The 19918-nt window shown below is 29.4% G+C and carries 19 protein-coding genes; 8 read left to right on the top strand and 11 right to left on the bottom strand.

The genetic code is table 11. The features are described 5' to 3' along the window. Window positions 1-12: 12 nt before the first annotated feature. Window positions 13-369: a zinc ribbon domain-containing protein gene (locus bcCo53_RS03325; protein ID WP_025408245.1), complete on the bottom strand. Its 357-nt coding sequence runs from the start codon at window positions 367-369 to the stop codon at window positions 13-15. 88 nt (window positions 370-457) lie between these two features. Here bcCo53_RS03325 and era point away from each other — a divergent pair, with 88 nt between their 5' ends. Continuing rightward, a complete protein-coding gene (era, locus tag bcCo53_RS03320; protein ID WP_025408244.1) occupies window positions 458-1330 on the top strand; it encodes a GTPase Era in 873 nt (290 codons plus the stop codon). An 87-nt stretch (window positions 1331-1417) separates the two neighbouring features. Then, window positions 1418-2983, top strand: a complete 1566-nt coding sequence (lysS, locus tag bcCo53_RS03315) for a lysine--tRNA ligase (RefSeq protein WP_025408243.1) — start codon at window positions 1418-1420, stop codon at window positions 2981-2983. Between the two features lie 79 nt (window positions 2984-3062). On the opposite strand, the gene gpmA is transcribed toward lysS, so the two are convergent. After that, window positions 3063-3809 carry a 2,3-diphosphoglycerate-dependent phosphoglycerate mutase gene (gene gpmA, locus bcCo53_RS03310; protein WP_025408242.1) on the bottom strand — a complete coding sequence of 249 codons (747 nt, stop codon included), beginning with the start codon at window positions 3807-3809 and terminating at the stop codon, window positions 3063-3065. Between the two features lie 230 nt (window positions 3810-4039). On the opposite strand from gpmA, the gene rpiA reads away from it, so the two are divergent. Continuing rightward, complete coding sequence (rpiA, locus tag bcCo53_RS03305; protein WP_025408241.1) at window positions 4040-4726, top strand: ribose 5-phosphate isomerase A; 687 nt, start codon at window positions 4040-4042, stop codon at window positions 4724-4726. Here rpiA and psgB read toward each other — a convergent pair. Then, complete coding sequence (psgB, locus tag bcCo53_RS03300) at window positions 4713-5798, bottom strand: HemN-related non-iron pseudo-SAM protein PsgB (protein WP_246938343.1); 1086 nt, start codon at window positions 5796-5798, stop codon at window positions 4713-4715. The genes rpiA and psgB overlap by 14 nt on opposite strands. Before the next feature lie 173 nt (window positions 5799-5971). On the opposite strand from psgB, the gene bcCo53_RS03295 reads away from it, so the two are divergent. After that, entirely contained in the window at window positions 5972-6814 is an 843-nt protein-coding gene (locus bcCo53_RS03295; protein WP_025408239.1) for a DnaJ C-terminal domain-containing protein, read from the top strand. On the opposite strand, the gene bcCo53_RS03290 is transcribed toward bcCo53_RS03295, so the two are convergent. The 6 genes from bcCo53_RS03290 to groL all read right to left on the bottom strand — a co-directional run bounded on the left by bcCo53_RS03290 (window position 6811) and on the right by groL (window position 13048). Continuing rightward, window positions 6811-7974 carry a hypothetical protein gene (locus tag bcCo53_RS03290; protein WP_028328109.1) on the bottom strand — a complete coding sequence of 388 codons (1164 nt, stop codon included), beginning with the start codon at window positions 7972-7974 and terminating at the stop codon, window positions 6811-6813. The genes bcCo53_RS03295 and bcCo53_RS03290 overlap by 4 nt on opposite strands. 23 nt (window positions 7975-7997) lie before the next feature. Continuing rightward, the gene (secF, locus tag bcCo53_RS03285) at window positions 7998-8897 is read right to left on the bottom strand and encodes a protein translocase subunit SecF (protein ID WP_028328108.1); all 900 of its coding nucleotides are present in this window, start codon (window positions 8895-8897) and stop codon (window positions 7998-8000) included. Then, on the bottom strand, window positions 8881-10644 hold the full coding sequence (secD, locus tag bcCo53_RS03280) for a protein translocase subunit SecD (protein WP_025408238.1): 1764 nt from the start codon (window positions 10642-10644) through the stop codon (window positions 8881-8883). Before secD ends, secF begins: the two co-directional genes overlap by 17 nt. Window positions 10645-10734: 90 nt before the next feature. Continuing rightward, window positions 10735-11043 carry a preprotein translocase subunit YajC gene (gene yajC, locus bcCo53_RS03275; RefSeq protein ID WP_025408237.1) on the bottom strand — a complete coding sequence of 103 codons (309 nt, stop codon included), beginning with the start codon at window positions 11041-11043 and terminating at the stop codon, window positions 10735-10737. 15 nt (window positions 11044-11058) lie between these two features. Then, on the bottom strand, window positions 11059-11355 hold the full coding sequence (locus bcCo53_RS03270; protein WP_025408236.1) for a hypothetical protein: 297 nt from the start codon (window positions 11353-11355) through the stop codon (window positions 11059-11061). A 58-nt stretch (window positions 11356-11413) separates the two neighbouring features. After that, window positions 11414-13048 (bottom strand): chaperonin GroEL, encoded by a 1635-nt coding sequence (gene groL / locus bcCo53_RS03265; protein WP_025408235.1) that lies wholly within the window; start codon window positions 13046-13048, stop codon window positions 11414-11416. A gap of 224 nt (window positions 13049-13272) precedes the next feature. Between groL and bcCo53_RS03260 the strand changes: the two genes are divergently transcribed. The 3 genes from bcCo53_RS03260 (at window position 13273) to bcCo53_RS03250 (ending at window position 16567) form a co-directional block, all read left to right on the top strand. Beyond that, window positions 13273-14961 (top strand): hypothetical protein, encoded by a 1689-nt coding sequence (locus bcCo53_RS03260; protein WP_028328107.1) that lies wholly within the window; start codon window positions 13273-13275, stop codon window positions 14959-14961. 91 nt (window positions 14962-15052) lie between these two features. After that, window positions 15053-15571, top strand: coding sequence for a ferric uptake regulation protein (locus tag bcCo53_RS03255; RefSeq protein WP_025408234.1), 519 nt, complete (start codon window positions 15053-15055; stop codon window positions 15569-15571). A 12-nt stretch (window positions 15572-15583) separates the two neighbouring features. Next, window positions 15584-16567 (top strand): alpha/beta hydrolase, encoded by a 984-nt coding sequence (locus bcCo53_RS03250; RefSeq protein ID WP_025408233.1) that lies wholly within the window; start codon window positions 15584-15586, stop codon window positions 16565-16567. A 41-nt stretch (window positions 16568-16608) separates the two neighbouring features. On the opposite strand, the gene bcCo53_RS03245 is transcribed toward bcCo53_RS03250, so the two are convergent. Together bcCo53_RS03245 and bcCo53_RS03240 are read right to left on the bottom strand one after the other, a co-directional pair. Then, a complete protein-coding gene (locus bcCo53_RS03245) occupies window positions 16609-18153 on the bottom strand; it encodes a PTS transporter subunit EIIC (protein WP_025408232.1) in 1545 nt (514 codons plus the stop codon). Window positions 18154-18204: 51 nt separating this feature from the next. Further along, on the bottom strand, window positions 18205-18888 hold the full coding sequence (locus bcCo53_RS03240) for an N-acetylmannosamine-6-phosphate 2-epimerase (RefSeq protein ID WP_025408231.1): 684 nt from the start codon (window positions 18886-18888) through the stop codon (window positions 18205-18207). Between the two features lie 156 nt (window positions 18889-19044). Here bcCo53_RS03240 and ylqF point away from each other — a divergent pair, with 156 nt between their 5' ends. Continuing rightward, window positions 19045-19896, top strand: coding sequence for a ribosome biogenesis GTPase YlqF (gene ylqF, locus bcCo53_RS03235; protein WP_025408230.1), 852 nt, complete (start codon window positions 19045-19047; stop codon window positions 19894-19896). Window positions 19897-19918 lie beyond the last annotated feature (22 nt).

Below are 19918 nucleotides of genomic sequence, written 5' to 3'. Positions count from 1 at the left end.
ATGACCTTATCCTTAGAAGAAAAGAATATAAACAAAAAGCAAAACTATCAAAAAACTAGCAAATAAATAAAGCATTACACTAACATTAAATCCAAAATAAAACCTCGATTTTAAAAAATTACTATTCCAGGTTCTTCTAAATTCTACTCTTCGTCTTCTTTTAAAAGAGCGTTCTTTAACCTGTTCTTCAAAAGGACTATAACCACATTTTGGACAACCATTCTCAAATGCAGAAACAGTACCTACATATCCACAATTTGGACACTCAAGATCCCCTAGCCTAGAGTGACAATTTGAACACATAGCTTTATCAAGCTCAACTGCCGCCCCACATTGCTCACAAAAAACTTCAAAATTAACTTTTTTCAAAAAAAAATCCTTTAAATACAATTCCTAAACACAATATACATTAACTATCATATAAAATATACTAATATATTTAAATAGGAAAATTAAAATGAAATCAGGATTTGTATCAATAATAGGTAGACCTTCAACGGGGAAATCTACACTCTTAAATGCAATATGTGAACGTCAAATATCAATCATTTCATCTACACCACAAACAACTAGAAATAAAATAAAAGGAATATTCACAGATAAAAGGGGTCAAATTATTTTTATAGACACACCTGGATTTCATATAAGTAAGAAAAAATTCAACATAGCATTAATGAATAACGTGCATTCGGCAATTACAGAAGCAGAATTGATTCTCTACGTAATTGACATTCAAGACGAACCTGGAATTGAAGAAAATGAAATATTAACAATCATTAGTAACTCCAAGATTAATTTTTTAGTAGTCATCAACAAAATTGATATCCAAGAAACAAAAGAAAAAGAAATAATGATATTTTTAGAAAAAAAAGGAATAAAAAAAAACAATATTATCAAAATTTCTGCTTCTAAAAAAACCAATATCGAAGAAATTAAAGATAAAATTTATGAAAACCTACAAGAAGGACCTCTTTACTATCCAGAAAAATATTATACAGATCAAGAAATGAACTTAAGAACTAGTGAAATAATTAGAGGCGTAGCAATTAAAAAACTAAAAGAAGAACTACCATATTCTTTATATACAGAAATAGAGATTTTAGAAAACAGGCAAAACAAACTATTTATTAAAGCAAATATTATTGTAGCTGGAGAGAGTCAAAAAGGCATCATAGTAGGTAAAGGGGGCAAAGGAATAAAAGCAATTGGAAAAGAAGCAAGAGAGATAATATCAGAAATATTTGAAAAAAAATGTGATTTATTTCTACAAGTAAAATTAAAAAAAAATTGGAACAAAAACCCTAAATTAATCAAAAAGTTAATCAATTAGCACAATAACACATTAAAATATCTCTTTCAAGCCTTGAAATAAAAAACATCAAATGTTAGAATTAAGGTTTAAACAGGAGTAATACTTATGAAAACAGCACACTGGGCGGATTTTTATGCGAAAAAAATAATAGAAGAAAAAGGTGATAAGAGGCAATATACAGTTGCATCAGGCATTACTCCATCAGGAACCGTACACATTGGAAACTTCAGAGAAGTAATTTCAGTTGACCTTGTAGCAAGATCACTAAAAGATGCAGGAAAAAATGTAAGATTTATATACTCATGGGATAACTATGACGTATTTAGAAAAGTACCTAAGAACATGCCTGACCAAGAATTACTGACAGCCCATTTAAGACAAGCAATCACAAGGGTTCCTGATACCAAAACCAATAAATCAAGCTATGCAAGAGCAAACGAAGTGGAATTCGAACAATATCTACCCATTGTAGGTATTGAGCCAGAATTTATAAATCAAAGTCTAAAATACATGTCAAGTGACTATTCAAATCAAATTAAGTTTGCACTAGATCATAAGGATAAAATAGCAGAAGTCCTCAATCAATACAGAACGACAAAACTTGCTGATAACTGGTATCCTATTAGCATTTTCTGCACCAAATGCAACAAAGATACTACAACAGTAAAAAATTATAATCATTGCTATTCCGTTGAATACTGTTGCGAATGTGGTAATAAGGAATCACTCGATTTAAGAAAAACTTGGGCTGTAAAACTCCCATGGAGAATCGATTGGCCAATGAGATGGAAATACGAAAACGTTGATTTCGAACCTGCTGGAAAAGATCATCATAGTAGTGGAGGGAGCTTTGATACCTCAATAGAAATTGTAAAAATTTTTGGAGGAACTCCTCCCGTAACATTCCAGTATGATTTCATATCAATCAAGGGACATGGCGGAAAAATATCTTCATCATCTGGAGATGTCGTATCACTCAAAGATGTCCTTGAAATATATACTCCTGAAGTTACAAGATTCCTATTCGCATCAACAAAACCCAATACGGAGTTTTCAATATCATTCGATCTTGACGTAATAAAAATTTACGAGGATTATGATAAATTTGAAAGAGTATACTATGGAATTGATGACATCAAAGAAAACAAAAAAGAAGCTTTTAAAAGAATTTACGAACTATCTCAACCAAAAGCACCAGACAAAGAAATTCCCTATCAAATTGGGTTTAGACATTTAAGTGTGATTTGTCAAATCGTTGAAGGTGACAAAGATAAAATTTTTAAGCTTTTAAATGATGTAAAAGAAAGTCAAAAAGCAAAACTTATAAATAAAATTGAGTGTGCAATTAACTGGATCAAAAAATTTGCACCTGAAGACTTTAAATTTTCACTAAGGTCTACATTTGATAAAATTGAAACCTTAAAGGATAACAATAAACAAGGTGTGACACAATTACTAAACTTTTTGAAAAAAAATTTCAACAATGTCACTGAAAAAGAAATACAGGATGAAATTTATAATATTGCAAGAAACAATAACATCGAACCCCCATTATTCTTTAAACAATTATATAATATACTAATTAACAAAGACAAAGGACCAAAATTAGCAGGATTTATTAAAACAATTGGTATTAAAAAATTTGAAGAAATTATAACGCACTACATTTAAACATAGCCAATTATTCAATACAATAAAAGGAAATCATTAACTTAATGCTCTCCTTTTATTAGCAATATTCATAATCCCTTTATTTTTTCTTTCCTTGATTAGCAACAGATTCCATAGCTGCCTTAATCTTATCTTCGTCACCCAAATAGTAGTGTTTAATAGGCCTTAAATCCTTATCAAGTTCATACACTAAAGGAATACCAGTGGGAATATTAAGCTTCAAAATATCCTCATCACTCATATTATCAAGATATTTAACTAGAGCTCTTAAAGAATTACCATGAGCAGCAATAATCACTCTTTTACCTTCAATAATAGCTCTAGCAATTTTATCTGTCCAATACGGTATAACTCTTGCAACAGTATCTTTTAAACACTCTGTTGAAGGAAGCTCACTTTTAGGAATGCTTTTATATCTTAAGTCATGAATTGGATGACGTTTATCGGACTCTTCTAAAGGCATAGGAGGAACATCATAGCTACGTCTCCACATTAAAACCTTATCTTCTCCATACTTCTCAGCTGTTTCAGCCTTATTTAACCCTTGCAAAGCTCCATAATGCCTCTCATTAAGCCTCCAAGATTTCTCCACATCAATATAAGACTGACCCAATTCACGCAAAATAATATTCAAAGTATCATTAGCCCTTACCAAAACTGAGCTAAAGGCAATATCAAAAGAATAGCCTTCCTGTTTCAGAACCCTACCACCCTCTAAAGCTTCAGAAATACCCTTATCAGAAAGCTTAACATCAGTCCAGCCTGTAAAAAGATTTTCTTTATTCCATTCACTCTCACCATGACGCACTAAAACTAATTTATACATAAAATCTCCTAATGAAATGTTTTTATTACTTTAATAATACTTTATCAAGTATAAATTAACACAAAATATAATCAATGTTAATACTCAAAAATTCTATAATAATCATAAATACAATTAAGTTATTAAACAATTTGAGCTCAAAATTTAATACTATTGATCATCTCATCCTTAATGATATAATTTACCCTGAAAATTTATAAATAAACCTAAATGATTAAGGACAATATATAATGGAAGAACAAAAAAAGTTAGTTGCAAAATATGCAATTGATCATTATGTAAAAAGCGACATGCGTCTTGGTATTGGAACAGGAACAACCGTTTTTCATGCAATTAAGTATTTAAGCAAAAAAATAAAATCTGAAGATTTAAAAAACCTAAAACTTTATCCAACAAGTAGTGACACAAAATATCTCCTTGCAAGAGAAGATATTATATATGAATCTAAATTTACAAAACTTAGCAAAAATATAGACATCACAATCGATGGAGCTGATGAAATTTTATTAGATACAAAAGCACTAATAAAAGGTGGTGGAGCAGCTCACTTAATGGAAAAGATAGTAGCATACAATTCTCATCAATTATTGATTATTGCAGATGAAACAAAAATTGTACAAGCTTTAGGCTCAAAAGTATCTGTACCAATCGAAATTGTTCCAGAGGCTCTTGCATTCATCACAGCCAATCTAAAAAACATGGGCTTTAACCCTATTTTAAGAACCTGTAAATCTAAAGCAGGACCAATCATAACCGATAATAATAACTATATCTTAGATGTAAAAATGAATATTGAAAATACTAAAGGAATTGAAAAATACTTTAAATTAATGCCAGGAATACTTGAAATTGGTATCTTCAACCATCAAAACACTAAAATCATATACTATCAAGATGGACAAATTAAAGAAACTTAAAATTTACTTTAAAAGAATTGTCAACTAAGTATTTCTTAATTAAACGAAGATAAAAATCCACTTTAAATCTCTCATGTCCATCTAAATAAAGAATATCATTTCTAAAAATAATTGATTTACTTAAACTCAAAAGATAATTAATAAATTTACAAAAATCTTCCTTATTATACATAAATCTACACCTTAAAATAGAGACATCAAGACCATTCTTAGTGCCAAGACTTGTAATAAAATGAAAAATAAAAAAATCTAAATCGCTTAAACTCTCAAAAGTTGCAGAAGGCCCACTACTACCTAAAAAATTGTCATCCCGCCTAATTACAGCCTTAAGCCCATCACTTTCAGAAGTAATAAGCAAACTAACAGCATTAACTCCAAGACCTAAATATGGTTTAAGGTTCCAATATCGCAAATTATGTTTACTCTCATGCCCCTTTAATGCAAAATTTGAAATCTCATAATTTATGTAGCCATGAGATTCTAAAAAATCAAAAGCATAAAACCAACAATCCTCAGCCTGCTCTTCATTATAATTAAAAGAACTATCTCTTAAAAGATCAGTCTTATAATTATCCTCATCAATTAGAACTTCTGAAAGACAAATATGTCTAGGATAACATTCAACTACCTTTAATAAATCATTCCTAAGATGCATTTTTTCTTGAGAAGGAATATTAATATTCAAATCAATATTTAACTCAAAACCAAATTTATGAATATTATCAATTGCACAGTTTATTTTACCCAAAAAAACCTCAGAAATACCCATAATCTTTAACAATTTTAAAGAAAAACTTTTTACATTAAGACTAATTCTAGTAATAGAAAAACTATTTAAAATTGTTAAAAGCGAAGGTGTAATCTCTTCGGGATGCAACTCAAAAGTAACTTCATCCAATATCGCAAAATCAAACTTTTCAGATAAAGAAGTTAAAAAAATTTCTAAATAAGAACTATTATTAAGGCCCAAAGCTTCATACTTAATATAAAGAGTTTTGACTTTTGGAAATCCCAAAGCAGCTAAATAATAAGACAATTCTTGCAATATTTTATCAAAAAAAACGATACTCAAACACTTGGTAAGATCAATATAAATACTTAAATCCGTTAAATGCAAAAAATTCACTTCTCTATAAACAGCCTTTAAAAAATTTAAGTTTAATTATAATATATATAATGATAGCATCAATTATATTGAATCTAGATAAGTCAATATAAAATAGTAAATAAAAACAAGGGGTTTGAATGTCTAAAGACTATTACAACATACTTGGAATACACAAAAATGCTACGACAGAAGAAATCAAAAAAGCCTATAAAAAATTAGCCATAAAATATCACCCTGACAAAAATAAAGACAATAAACTTGCTGAAGAAAAATTTAAAGAAATCAATGAGGCTTATGAAATTCTCTCATCTCCTCAAAAAAAAGCCAACTATGATAATTTTGGAAATACAAATTTTAATAATAATTTTAACACAGAAACCTTTAGTAAAGGCTTTAAGAGCACCGGGTTTAATCATTTTGAAAGCTTCGATTTATTCTCTGAAATTTTTGGAGGCTCAACAAAAAGTACACTTCAAGATCAAGAAATAACTATTAAAATTTCATTATATGAAGCTTATATGGGGAGTAAAAAATTTATATTAATAAACAATGAAAAAATCGAAATTAATATTCCAAAGGGAACAATTGAAACTACAAAATTAAAGTTTAACGGCAAGGGAAATATAAACCCAATTTCGGGGAAAAGAAGTAACTTAATTATTAGATTTGAAATCTCAAGTTACAAGAATTTTACTTTAAAGGAAAAAAATTTAGAAACAAAAATCAATGTATATCCATGGGACATAGCTTTGGGTAGTGAAAAAATATTTGAAACTATTGAAGGTAAAAAAATAAAGATAAAAATTCCAAAAGATACAAAAAATGGAGAAATACTCATTTTAAAGGGTCTTGGAATGCCTGCACTCGGAAATGCCATCAAAGGGGATCTTAGCGTCAAAATAATAGTACACGTACCCAAAATTATTAATGATGAAGTCAAAAAAATATATGAACGATTAAAAGAAATATATAAAAATTAAATAAATAAATGTTCAAAATTTTTCAAGCCTTTCTCCCAATCAAACCTGAGATCATTAAGCTTATTTATTTTAAGTGCATATTCCTTAATTCCATCCTCGATAGAATTAAAACTTTTATTCATATCTATTGCAAATTGAATAATTTCACCTTGACGGGGTGAAAGACTAAAAAAAGTAAACTTCCAACCCCCAGAATTTATGGTAGATATTATTCTTTTCTGAAAAACATAATCTGATACTAAAACAAGTTTCTGAAACTCTTTCCTACGCAAATAAACAAATTCATTCCACTCATTAAAAATAGCATCGGGCAATTCATCTAAACCAATCTCAATAATATTACTTATTGATAAAAGAATATTAAGAGTCTCTAATAAATTCAAATAATAACTTTCAAAACATTGAATAGTAATATCTAATAAAGAAATTTTAATAATCAACTTAGACACATCAAGACTATGTTCTTTCATAATTTTTGATATTCTTTCTTTTGCATATTCTATAACAAATTTTTTATGTGTATCTTTAATAGATTCGCTTACCTTAACTTGCTCCACCTTTTCACAATACTCATCAATTTCTTTATTAATCAAATCCAGACTATTATTATTAGCTTCATTAGAAAAAAAATTAATTGTATTCACCAGTCTTTCCAAAAATTCTTCTTTAATAAAAAAAGTGGCAACTTTTATGCAATCGTAAGGGGTTTTATTTTTTCTGTCAAATTCTTCAATCTTTTTCTTAAGATCGACCCTAAAATTCAAATACCTAAGTTGCTCTAAAAATTTATTAAAAACTTCTTCACCATTTAAAAGCACATCACATTCTAAATTTAAAAATTCTAATTCTGAACGATCTGGATAATATTTTTTTATCAAATTTTTAACAGTGCTCAAGGCCTCACAAAAGATTTTCTTATTGATATTCTCCAAACTATCATCTGATTTCGAAGAAGTACTAACAATATCAATAAGGTCCTTATGGGTTTTATCTAAAAAGACAATCTTACTTTTAAGAAAATTGGCATCATTAATAAGATTTGACTGTTCCTTATAAGAATAATAATTGATTAAACTATATCTAAAAATACTAAAATTTAAATGTTTTTGAAAATCAAAAAACCTATAAAACCCTAATGATCCAAAATCAAAAAACTTCATATCATAATATCATAACAAAATATCTATTTAATTTTTTTATAACAACCTAAAAGAATAGGAGAAGCTACAAAAATTGAAGAATAGGTACCAACAACAACACCTACCATAAAGATTAAAGAGAAATCTTTAATGGCTCCTTCAGTAAACAAATAAATAGAAAACACAGTAAAAAATGTCGTAATAGAGGTTAAAATAGTCCTTGATAAAGTTTGATTAATACTTACATTTAAAACATTTAAAAATAAAGTATCTGTCATATTCTTAGAATTTTCTCTAATTCTATCAAAAATAATTATAGTGTCATTTAATGAATATCCAATAATTGTTAATATAGAAACAACTATTGAACTATTGATTTCTATTCTAAATACCCCTAAAAAAGCAACTACAAAAAGTATATCATGTACTGTTGCACATATTGATGAAACAGCATAACTTAACCTAAATCTTAACGCAACATAAATTAAAATAAGGACAAATGTTAGACAAACCAATAATATTGATTTTGTCCTCAAAATAGAGGAAAAATTTGAATCAATAAAATAAGAATCAAGAATTTCAACATCAGCACCAAATGCGGTATTTAACTTATCGCTCAATGTACTGTGAATCTCTTTTTTTAAAGCATAATCAGTAACATCCGATTTAACTATAATAGAAAAATGACTCTTAGAAGCATCACTTGAAATAATTTCTTTAACATCAAATGTATTATAAACTGAAGAGAGTACCCTTTTTACATCATAATCTTTAATGCCTGTTTTATCTATTATAAAATTAATACTAACCCCTGAAGAAAAATCTATGCCCCAATTATAACCACCATGATACATAAAAGTATAAATAAAGCCTAAAAAAATCACACAAATACTAAACATAATAACTTTAGTTCCATATTTTAGAAAATTAAACACCTTTTGCATAATTTGAACTCCAAGAGATACTTACACATTTACTTTTACTAAAAGACATAATTAACTCCAAAATAAATCTTGAAAAGACTAAGCTACTAAAGAGTGACGCTACAATTCCTATAGACAAAGTCCACGCAAAACCTTGAATAGTCCCTGTTCCAAGAAGAGTTAAAAAAAGAACAGCAATAAATGTTGTTACATTTGAATCCATTATTGCCCAAAAAGCTTTTTTAAATCCATCATCAAATGCTCTCTCAAATTTTCGACCACTCATAATCTCCTCTTTAATACGCTCATAAATAACTATATTAATATCAACAGCCATACCCATAGTTAATACAAGACCTGCAATACTTGTAAGAGTTAAAGTAAAATTAAACGCCGAAAGCATTGCCAATATTAAAAATAGATTATAAATCACCAATGAAAACCCTGCTACAAAACCACTAATTCTGTAATATACCAACATAAATAAAAACACCAAAACAAGTGCAAGAAGAGCTGCTTTGATGCCAAGTTTAACTGTCTTCTCTCCAATAGTAGGACCAATAACTCTTAAGTCATCTATCTTGATTTCAACTGGGAAAGCTGCTGTTTTAAAAATAAATGCAAGCTCATTAGCTTCTCTTTTATCAAAAGAATCACCCTGAATTGATACATTGCCACCAGCAATAGCATGACTAATATTAGCCACTGACTTAATTTTGCCTTCCATAACTACAGCTAAAGCCTTGCCAATATTCTTTTGAGTAAATCCAAAAAACTTTTCACTACCTTCATTATCTAGATTAAATGTAACCATACCCCTACCTGTTTTGTGATCGTCTAAAACCCCAGCATCTTTAATATAGGAACCATCAAAAGAATTTTCAATACTAGAATCAACAACATAGTAACGAACAGCACTCTCATCATCAATACCATAAGCATCTTTAACATACCACGGAAAAATTTTTTTATTATCTCCAAGTCCCATGCTAGTCTTAATATCAGAAATCGAATAAAGAGGTCCTGATTCTAATATTTTAGCATTAAGCACAGAGGTAGCCTCATTATCAACCACATAAAAGGTCAAATTTCCTCTACCACTTAAAAGAGAATCAACACGCTTCTCATCTTTTTCCCCTGGCACATCTAAGAAAATCTTATTCCCACCCGCTTCCCTTGTAATCTTAGGCTCTGTAAGTCCAAAAGTATCTACTCTCTCTTTAAGTATCTGCATTGTACGCTCAAAGGCCTCTTCTTTTTCTAGAGAACTTAAAGCCCTACCTAACTTTTCCTCAAGCCTTGAGTAATCAAGAGAAATAGTAACACTCATTCCTCCAGACAAATCAAGCCCAAGTTGTATTATCCTATTTTTATTCTTCTTGATCTCTTCATAATACTTATAAATCTCAAGACTAAGCTCTTCAATATCAACATCTCTTAAAAAACCATTTCTTAAAACTTTGACATTATCAAAAGATTTGGGAAGCTCTTTTCCATAAATCTTATAATTATTTTTAGCAATTGGAATTAAATACTTCAAATTATCTGGAATTTGAGCATTGGGATCGCTTTGATACAACTTCTTAAGTTCAACAAGAGAACTTAAGGCCTTATTTTTAGAATAATCCCTTAAAGCCTCTTTTGAATATGCACTAATTTTCTTATCCTCATCATTAATAAAAAAATACCACTTAAGAGTAGGAAATATTAAAAGATAAGCAAATAACGTCACACATAGTATTAATATAAAATTAGAGACTCTGTTCATAAATAGCACCCTTATTATGTTAATTTAATCTAAATATCATGATCAATCAACATTTAAATTAATATAGTATCTTAAATTGCTTCTAATTCATTAATTTTTATCTTTAATTTCGTCAAGAATAATTCTTTCAACTGAATTTTTCACAAATTTTACATCTGAAGTTGGACTAAGCTCAAGCACAACTTCAGAATCACTAACTTTCTTAACAATCCCAAAAATTCCACCTATAGTTAAAACCTTATCACCCTTTTTAAGATTCTTGATCATATCCTTTTTTTTCTTCTCTTCTTTACGCTGAGGAGATATTACTAAAAACCAAAATATAGCAATTACGGGAATAAAAACTAACAAACTCCTAAAAAAACTACTGCTATGGTTAAACTCTTGCAATAAAAACATAAAATTTCCTAATTTTTAAACATAAATAACTTTTATACCAGCAATATCATTTGGATAAACTACCCCAAAGAGGAGCTCAAGCTCCTCTTTTTTACTATAACTAGACTTGCTAAGCTTATTATAACTATCAATTAAATACCCAATAAGAGTATCATCCTTCCTATAAAGAGCTTTACTAAAAGCACTTCTATAAAAGCCAAGCTCAAAAAGTTCTTCCACACTCTTATCTTTATGTTGCCTTAAAAGCTCTTTATCTACTATTGCCCTAGAGCCATCATAACCTATACAAAAGACAAATTCATTTTCACTCAAACTTAGCTCCTTACCGCAATATAAATCTTAATAAAGGAATAATATGTGCAAGACTAACTTACATCATTCCCATTCCAGGATCCATAGGGTAACCTCCAGCAGCATTACTCTTTTCTTCCTTAACTTCAGTAATAGCACATTCTGTTGTTAATAGCAATCCTGCAATTGAAGCTGCATTTTGAAGAGCACTTCTTGTAACCTTTGCAGGGTCAATTATACCACTCTCGATCATATTTACCCACTTAAAACTAGCTGCATCAAAACCAAGTCCTTTCTTATCAGTTTTAATCTGATGAATATAAATAGAACTCTCAAATCCAGCATTAGCAATTATTTGTCTCATTGGCTCTTCAAGACTTCTCTTCACAATCTCAAAACCTTGTTTCTCCTCGTAGCTAAGTTTACTTGTATCAACAGTATCAAGATACATGGCCACTTCAATAAGAGTCGAGCCACCACCAGGAACAACACCTTCCTCAACAGCAGCTCGAGTTGCAGACAAAGCATCCTCAACTCTATGTTTTTTCTCTTTCAGTTCTAACTCAGTAACAGCACCAACATTAATAACAGCAACTCCGCCAACAAGTTTTGCAAGACGTTCTTGAAGTTTTTCTTTATCATATTCAGAACTTGTCTCTTCAATTTGTTTTTTAATAAGCTCTGCACGCTCTTTTATTTGTTCTTTATTTCCAGTATTAATAATAGTAGTATTATCTTTATCAACTTTTACTGATTTAGCCTGACCAAGCTGCTCAAGCTCAACATTCTCAAGAGTAAGTCCCAATTCTTCACTAACAAACACTCCTCCAGTAAGTATCGCTATGTCCTCAAGCATCGCCTTACGTCTATCGCCAAATCCAGGAGCTTTAATTGCACAAACCTTTAAAGCTCCACGAACACTATTTAGAACAAGTGCCGCAAGAGCATCTCCTTCAATATCTTCAGCAATAATTAACAAAGGTTTATTTGTATTTAAAACTTTTTCAAGCACTGGCAAAAGTTCTTTAATTGTGCTAATCTTTTTTTCACATATCAATATATAAGCATCATCAAAACTTACACTCATATTTTCTTTATTTGTAGAAAAATAAGGAGATAAATATCCTCTATCAAACTGCATTCCCTCAACATAAGAGATTGTAGTATCAAAAGTTTTTGACTCTTCAACAGTAATAACCCCATCTTTTCCAACTCTATCCATTGCCTCAGCAATTTTTTCACCTATTGAAGTATCATTATTTGCAGAAATAGATGCTACCTGTGCAATTTCTTCTTTAGTAGTAATTTTCTTAGCAGATTTACGAATTTTTTCAGCAGCTAAAGCCACAGCATGCTCTATCCCTTTTTTTATTCCAATTGGATTAATCCCAGAAGAAACATTTTTAAGACCCTCTCTTGCAATCGCATAAGCAAGTACAGTAGCAGTAGTGGTTCCATCCCCAGCTAGATCATTTGTTTTAATTGCAACCTCTTTTAAAAGTTGTGCGCCCATATTTTCAAACGCATTTTCAAGCTCAATTTCACGAGCAACACTCACTCCATCTTTCGTAACAGTAGGAGAACCAAATTTTTTATCAATTAAAACATTTCTCCCCTTAGGACCAAGGGTTACCTTTACAGCACTTGATAATTTTTCAATACCACTGAGCAGACTCTTTCTAGCATCTTCATTAAAATATATGTCCTTAGCCATAAATTTGACTCCTTTTAAGTATAAAATTTAAAGTTAAACATAAATGCCACATTATAAAATTAGTATGAACTTCATACATATCACTATAAAAATATAGTTTTTTTTTATTCATTAATCAAGCCAAAATAATATAAAAATCAAGAAACCTCTTTGTGCAGCAATTTACTGTAAAATCAATACCAGTTACACTGATTTAATATATAATTATATAAAGATTTTTTATGATGTTTAGAAAATTTAGAAATTCAAAAACTTATATTGTCATTATTTCGATAACTGCATTTGCTGAGAGCAAACTATATTCAATTTTATCAAATACTAAATATTTAATTGAAAACAAAAATCTAAGCTATAAAATACATTGGACATTCCCAACATACTTTTTTGAAATTTTAAAATTAAATATAGAATTAAATGAATGGTTTCTTAAAAGACTTAAAAATAATGAAGATATTTATATTCCAAGCACATATAGCGGAAGTCCCCATGAATACATGCTACATGATGAAATACATGTAGATTTATACTGGGCTTTAAAAAATCCATTTCAAAGTGGATATAAAGACTTATTTAAAGATAATCCAGAAACATTTTACATATACAACATGGAAAAACTAAGGAAGAGAGTACTTGAACTATATAGAAAGCTTAACTTTAATTACATAGAAGGAATAAGAATTGCAAAAAATAATAAAAAATATTTGGTTTTCTATAAAAATAATTGTCAATTTTTATCAGAAATCCAAGAACCTGAAACAAAAAAACAAAAAATAGAAACGCTTCTTTACTTTCACGAAATTAAAGACGTCTATAACAATCAAGAATTAAAAAACTTTTTACTGCCTTTAAAAGAACTAGATGCAAACTTTTACAGTATTAAAATACAAAATTTAGAAGGTAAAAAAATAAACACAGAGCTTCTAGAAATCCCAGAGTTTAATTCATTAAAAGAACAAGCATTAATACTACAATTTCAAAATAAAAGACTAAAAGAATATCAAATCAACGAAAATTCTTTAAAAGAATTTTTAGTGAATAAAAACTCTCAAGAGCTCCCGTCCAATTTAGAACCTATCACAAGCAAAAATCTAGAATACAATATGGAAGGCAATTTTACGCTATCTCATGAAAAATACCATGTAAAATTTAAAGAAGGAAAGCTAAATAAAATCAAGTATAAAGATAGAAAAGTTGAATTTTTAGATTCTTGCAAAACTTATATTAAGATTCTATCAAAAAAAAACATAATCATAGAACCCACTATTGAAAGTTCATTTTCATTCTCAAGTGAAAAAATTGTAGGAATTAGACAATACTTAAATTTCAACACGAAAGAAAAATCAATAATTGATTTTTTTCTAGACGAAAACCTTGCAAGCTTTTTTATATCCATTAAAATAGTATGGCCTTCGAATATAATTTGCAATAATAAAAATCTAAAGACAAATAACAGAAATTATTTACTTGAATATTCAAGCCTAGAGATACCAATTTTCGAAGTAGAAAAAGGAGTAAATTTAAAAATTACTGCCAAATATAATGACTTTGACACTTATGAAAAAATTATTGAGACAAAAAAAGACATAAAAGGATATATTAATGGCACAGAATTCCTAATATCTAAAGGAAACGATCAAAACAATAATTTCTTCATAAGTTTTTTAAATATCGAAAAACATATTATATATACAGTTAATTATAAAATTGAAAAAAGGGGTTTTAAGAAATGGTTTATTTTAAATATAGGAGGATCTTACAATATAGTAAAAGCTGATGATTTAAAAAATTATTCTTTGAGTTTAAATTTACTATTGCTCCCAATTAATAATAATTTCGATAATAAAATAAAGCTAAACTCAAAAATAAAAAGCCTACTTTTTTATCCAAATATAAAAAAAAATGAAAATAAATAGCTATCAGTAGCAAAATATTAACAAACCGTTATAAAATTATTTCTATAAGGACATTAAAGTACTTAATCTTAAATAATAAAGGGTATTATATATGAACAACAATACAATAGAGGTACATTCTACTTTAGAAAAAGTCGGAATTACTAATGACCCTATCTTGCTAAAATCATTAACAACAGAGTTGGGCATGAAAGCCTCACATTCAAGAAATAGAATAATTCTACATATTGCCTCAAATCCAAAAGAATATTTTACAGCAAAAGAAATTTACAATAAATTAATAAAAGAAATACCAAGTTTATCAAAAGCTACAGTGTACAATACATTAAACATCTTAAAAGAACGTAATATTCTTAAAGATATAAAAACAACTGACCAAAAAGAAACAAGATTTTATCTAAGTTTGACTTCTACAATAGCTCACTTTAAATGCAACAAATGCAATCAAGTATATCCAATCCAACTTGATGACATTAAAGATATTCTGAAAGACAAACTTGGAGAAGAATGGAAAACTAAATCTATTGAAATTATTTACTCAGGCTCATGTAATAATTGCTATCAAGAATCTAAAAACGAAAAATCTAATATTGATTATGAAAATAATTAAAGGAAAAAATATATGAACATAAAAAACACCATTTTTATATTTATATTCTTACTTCTCTTAGCAGTAGTAGGACCAAGAATGAAATTTAGAAATGAATTTGAACAAAATACAATTCCCAATAATCTTGAAGACCTTGATCAATACTTACTCATTGCAGAATCCAAATTCAATCTAGAAGCAAATACACAAAAAGAAATCATATGGAACGACACTCCAAAAAGAACAGAATATTCAGTAGTATATATTCATGGATTTGGTGCATCTAAAAATGAGATTTATCCCACTCCAAATAATATAGCCAAAGCATTAAATGCAAACATCTTCTTTACAAGACTCAAAGGACACGGTATTGATAACAAAGATGCATTTAAAGACGTCAATACCAAAGATTGGTTAAAAGATATCGATGAAGCAATTCAAATCGGGCAATCAATAGGAGAAAAACTAATACTCATTGGAACCTCAAATGGTGGGGCTTGTGCTATTTGGGCATTAAAAAATTACCCTGATAAAATACACTCTGCTGTTTTAGTATCACCCAATATCTATCCTAAAGATAAAAGAACGAGTTTAGTTTACTATCCTTGGGGGCGTCAAATTGCTTACTTAATAACAGGTGGATATAATAAACTCGAAATTAGACAAAATAAAAGAATAGAACACGAAGAGGTCACACCATTCTATTCACAAATACAACAAATCGATTCAATAATTGCAATGATGGGCCTTGTTAAATTAATTAATGATAATGGCTTTAACGAAATAAAAACCCCGTTAACAATCGCTTACTCCCCAAATGATCCTACAGTAGACTCCATGCAAATAAGCAAATTCATAAACGAATATGGGGGTCATAAAAAAACAATACCAATAACTCTTATCGAAAGCTTACACTCTCATCTTCCTGTAGGAAATCACAGCTACAGAAGTGCCCAAAATACATCTTATTTAACAAAATATGCAGTTGATTTTATTAAAAACATAAAAAGCAAGTGATAGACACAAGCATACACTTGCCAAAAAAATCTACACTGGTATTAATTACCAAGGATCTCTTCAATTTCATTTTTAAGAACACTAACACCAGGTCCGTAAACCACCTGCACTCCATTATTCTTAATAATGACACCTTTTGCTCCAGTACTCTCCAAAATATTTTTTAAAACCTTAAGAGAATCTTTTACAGTAACTCTAAGCCTTGTGGCACAACAATCAAGTTCAATAATATTATCAAGCCCTCCAAGACCCGTAATTACTTGAGAAGCAACACTATCTCCCTTTGCATTTAAATCAGAAATAGATAAACTATTAGAATCTACAACATCTTCTCTACCAGGGGTTTTATAGTTAAATTTAGATATTAAAAAAGCAAAGCTAAAGTAATATAAAACAAACCAAAAAACACCTACTATTGGAACTAAAACCCAATTTGTCCTTGCATTTCCCTGCAAAATCCCAAAAAGAATAAAATCAATAAATCCTCCAGAAAAAGTCTGTCCTATTGTAATTTCTAAAATATGAGCAAGCATAAATGCAAAACCATCAAACACCGCATGCATCACATAAAGAACTGGTGCAACAAAGAGAAAAGAAAATTCAAGGGGTTCTGTAATCCCCGTTAAAAAGGAAGTTAAAGCTGCTGAGAATAAAAGACCTACAACCTTTGCCTTTTGACTAGGTTTTGCAAGGTGATAAAGCGCAAGAGCTGCACCTGGCAATCCAAACATCATAGTAATAAATCTTCCACTCATAAAACGACTAGTCCCAATAAAAAATCTATCAGTACTATGAGATGCAAGTTCAGCAAAAAAAATGTTCTGAGTGCCTTCAACCAACCTACCATCAATAATCTCAGAACCACCAAGACCAGTTGTCCAAAAAGGCAAATAAAATATATGATGTAATCCAAAAGGCCCAAGCATTCGTAAAAAGATACCATAAATAAGAGTACCAACATATCCTGTTGCCTCCACTAATACACCTACTTTGCTAATTCCAAATTGAATGAATGGCCAAAATATAAACATAAACACAGCAAGAATAATACTTGAAAAAGAAACTATTATTGGTATAAACCTAGACCCTGAAAAAAATCCAAGAACTCTTGGAAAATCAATTTTATTAAACTTATCGTGAAGATAATAAGTTAAAATTCCAATAATAATCCCTCCAAAAACACCAGTCTCCAAAGTTTTAATTCCAAGCATAAATCCAACAGCTCCACTTGAAAGATTATCAGCTGTTCCAAACATATCAACTAAAATGCCAATAGTAGAATTTAAAACAAGGTATCCAATAAAAGCAGCAAGTCCTGCTGTTCCCTTATCTGATTTTGCAAGCCCAACAGCAACTCCTATTGCAAATATCGGAGGTAGATTAACAAAAACAATAGCACCTGCAGTACGCATTATATTAAATACTGATTGAAGAAAAAAGACGTTCAAAAAAGGATACACATTCATAGTTGCCGGATTAGAAAAAGCTCCTCCAATACCTAAAAATAATCCTGCCGCAGGAAGAATAGCAATAGGCAACATAAAAGAACGTCCAAATTTTTGCGCACTCTCAAAAAATTTCCCCATAAAACCCTCCTATGTGATTATGAAAAAACACATTAGATATCATCTATACTCTCAAATTTCCTTAACCTCATTTATTTTATCAACAAAACTTTTTGTAATTTCCATAGGACGTGTAATAGCTCCACCTACAACAACCAAAGAAATTCCCAATTCAAAGCTTCTCTTAGCCTTAAGAGGGGTATCAATTTTGCCCTCAACTATTAACTTTGATTTAAAATTACATCTAAGCAACCTTTTTAAAAAGGCAAAATCATTATCTGCAATATTACACCCCTCAGTATCCCTTGTATATCCATGTAAAGTAGTACCAATAAAATCAAATCCAAGCTCGTCCGCATTCACAGCTTCTTCTAAAGACGCAATATCCGCCATTAAAAGCTGATTGGGATATTTTTCCTTAATCTTATTAAAAAACTCAGCTAACAAAAGACCATCGGGACGCCTTCTAAATGTAGCATCAAGAGCAATAACATCAACACCTTCTCTACAAAGTTCATCGACTTCCTTAATAGTAGGTGTAATAAAAACAGGAGAATCATTATAAACCCTCTTAATAATACCTATTATGGGCAAATTAACTTCTGATTTTATTTGATGAATATCACTAACGCTATTGGCTCTAATTCCAACCGCCCCGCCCATCTTTGCTGCTAAGGCCATCTTGGACATAATAAAACTACTATGTAGTGGCTCTCCTTCAAGTGCTTGGCAAGATACAATTAGACCTCTTTTCATCTTTCCATTAATATCAAAACCCTCCTATAACTTAATCATTAATAAAAATCTAAAACTTACAAAATATACCATTTTTGCAAAAGATACAATTTAACATTAATTTAACCATACAAAATACAAATTTCATATCTGATTAAATTAAAGTATAATTTAATAATGCTAAGTAAAATCAACTGGTTCCCTGGCCATATGAAAAGAGCCTTGGAACTCATTCAGGCAAATCTTAAGAGAACAAATATTGTATTAGAAATACTTGACGCTAGAGCTCCACTTAGCAGCAAAAATCCACTAACTGAAAAACTAATTAAAAACTCAAATAGGAACAAAATAATACTTTTAAACAAATCCGATCTTGTACAAAAAGGAGAAATTCTAAAATGGAGAGAACATTTTGAAACACTTGGAAATAACGTACTAATCACAAACATATACAAAAAAGGAATGAGGAAACAAATAATAGACAACATAAAAAAAATAGCTAACGTTAAAAAAGTTAGAACTTACAAAGAAAAAATAAAAGTATTAGTAATTGGGGTGCCAAATGTTGGAAAATCTTCAATAATTAACTTACTGGTAGGAAAAAAAAGCACAAGTGTTGCAAACAAACCTGGACATACAAAAAATATACAAATATTAAAAATAAATGAAGAAATTAATATCTTCGACATGCCGGGAATTTTATGGCACAATTTAGAAGATCAAAGTATTGCAAAAAAACTTGCAATACTAGACATGATAAAAAATGAAATAATAGATAACACAGAACTTGCACTTTACCTACTTAAAGAAATGCACATAAATAATAAAAACAAATTACTAGGTAAATATGATATAATATCAGCAAGTCCACTTGAAATTTTAGAAGAATTTGCAAGAAAAAGGGGATTTATAAATAGAAAACATACACTAAACATTGAACGGGCATCAAAAATACTAATAAAAGAATATAGAGAAGGAAAATTTGGTAAAATTATACTTGATGTAAAACTTTCTAATAACAATAAATAAAATCATTTACATAAGCATTAAT

The organism is Borrelia coriaceae, assembly GCF_023035295.1.
GTDB classification, from domain to species: domain Bacteria; phylum Spirochaetota; class Spirochaetia; order Borreliales; family Borreliaceae; genus Borrelia; species Borrelia coriaceae.
The sequence above is the reverse complement of the archived record's forward strand: the minus strand, read 5'-3'. Positions and strand labels throughout refer to the sequence as shown.

Excerpts from the sequence above, each read along its gene's own strand:
- era (WP_025408244.1), top strand. The coding sequence starts at position 458 with ATGAAATCAGGATTTGTATCAATAATAGGTAGACCTTCAACGGGGAAA.
- lysS (WP_025408243.1), top strand. The coding sequence starts at position 1,418 with ATGAAAACAGCACACTGGGCGGATTTTTATGCGAAAAAAATAATAGAA.
- gpmA (WP_025408242.1), bottom strand. The coding sequence starts at position 3,809 with ATGTATAAATTAGTTTTAGTGCGTCATGGTGAGAGTGAATGGAATAAA.
- rpiA (WP_025408241.1), top strand. The coding sequence starts at position 4,040 with ATGGAAGAACAAAAAAAGTTAGTTGCAAAATATGCAATTGATCATTAT.
- bcCo53_RS03295 (WP_025408239.1), top strand. The coding sequence starts at position 5,972 with ATGTCTAAAGACTATTACAACATACTTGGAATACACAAAAATGCTACG.
- bcCo53_RS03290 (WP_028328109.1), bottom strand. The coding sequence starts at position 7,974 with ATGAAGTTTTTTGATTTTGGATCATTAGGGTTTTATAGGTTTTTTGAT.
- secF (WP_028328108.1), bottom strand. The coding sequence starts at position 8,897 with ATGCAAAAGGTGTTTAATTTTCTAAAATATGGAACTAAAGTTATTATG.
- secD (WP_025408238.1), bottom strand. The coding sequence starts at position 10,644 with ATGAACAGAGTCTCTAATTTTATATTAATACTATGTGTGACGTTATTT.
- yajC (WP_025408237.1), bottom strand. The coding sequence starts at position 11,043 with ATGTTTTTATTGCAAGAGTTTAACCATAGCAGTAGTTTTTTTAGGAGT.
- groL (WP_025408235.1), bottom strand. The coding sequence starts at position 13,048 with ATGGCTAAGGACATATATTTTAATGAAGATGCTAGAAAGAGTCTGCTC.
- bcCo53_RS03260 (WP_028328107.1), top strand. The coding sequence starts at position 13,273 with ATGTTTAGAAAATTTAGAAATTCAAAAACTTATATTGTCATTATTTCG.
- bcCo53_RS03255 (WP_025408234.1), top strand. The coding sequence starts at position 15,053 with ATGAACAACAATACAATAGAGGTACATTCTACTTTAGAAAAAGTCGGA.
- bcCo53_RS03250 (WP_025408233.1), top strand. The coding sequence starts at position 15,584 with ATGAACATAAAAAACACCATTTTTATATTTATATTCTTACTTCTCTTA.
- bcCo53_RS03245 (WP_025408232.1), bottom strand. The coding sequence starts at position 18,153 with ATGGGGAAATTTTTTGAGAGTGCGCAAAAATTTGGACGTTCTTTTATG.
- bcCo53_RS03240 (WP_025408231.1), bottom strand. The coding sequence starts at position 18,888 with ATGAAAAGAGGTCTAATTGTATCTTGCCAAGCACTTGAAGGAGAGCCA.
- ylqF (WP_025408230.1), top strand. The coding sequence starts at position 19,045 with ATGCTAAGTAAAATCAACTGGTTCCCTGGCCATATGAAAAGAGCCTTG.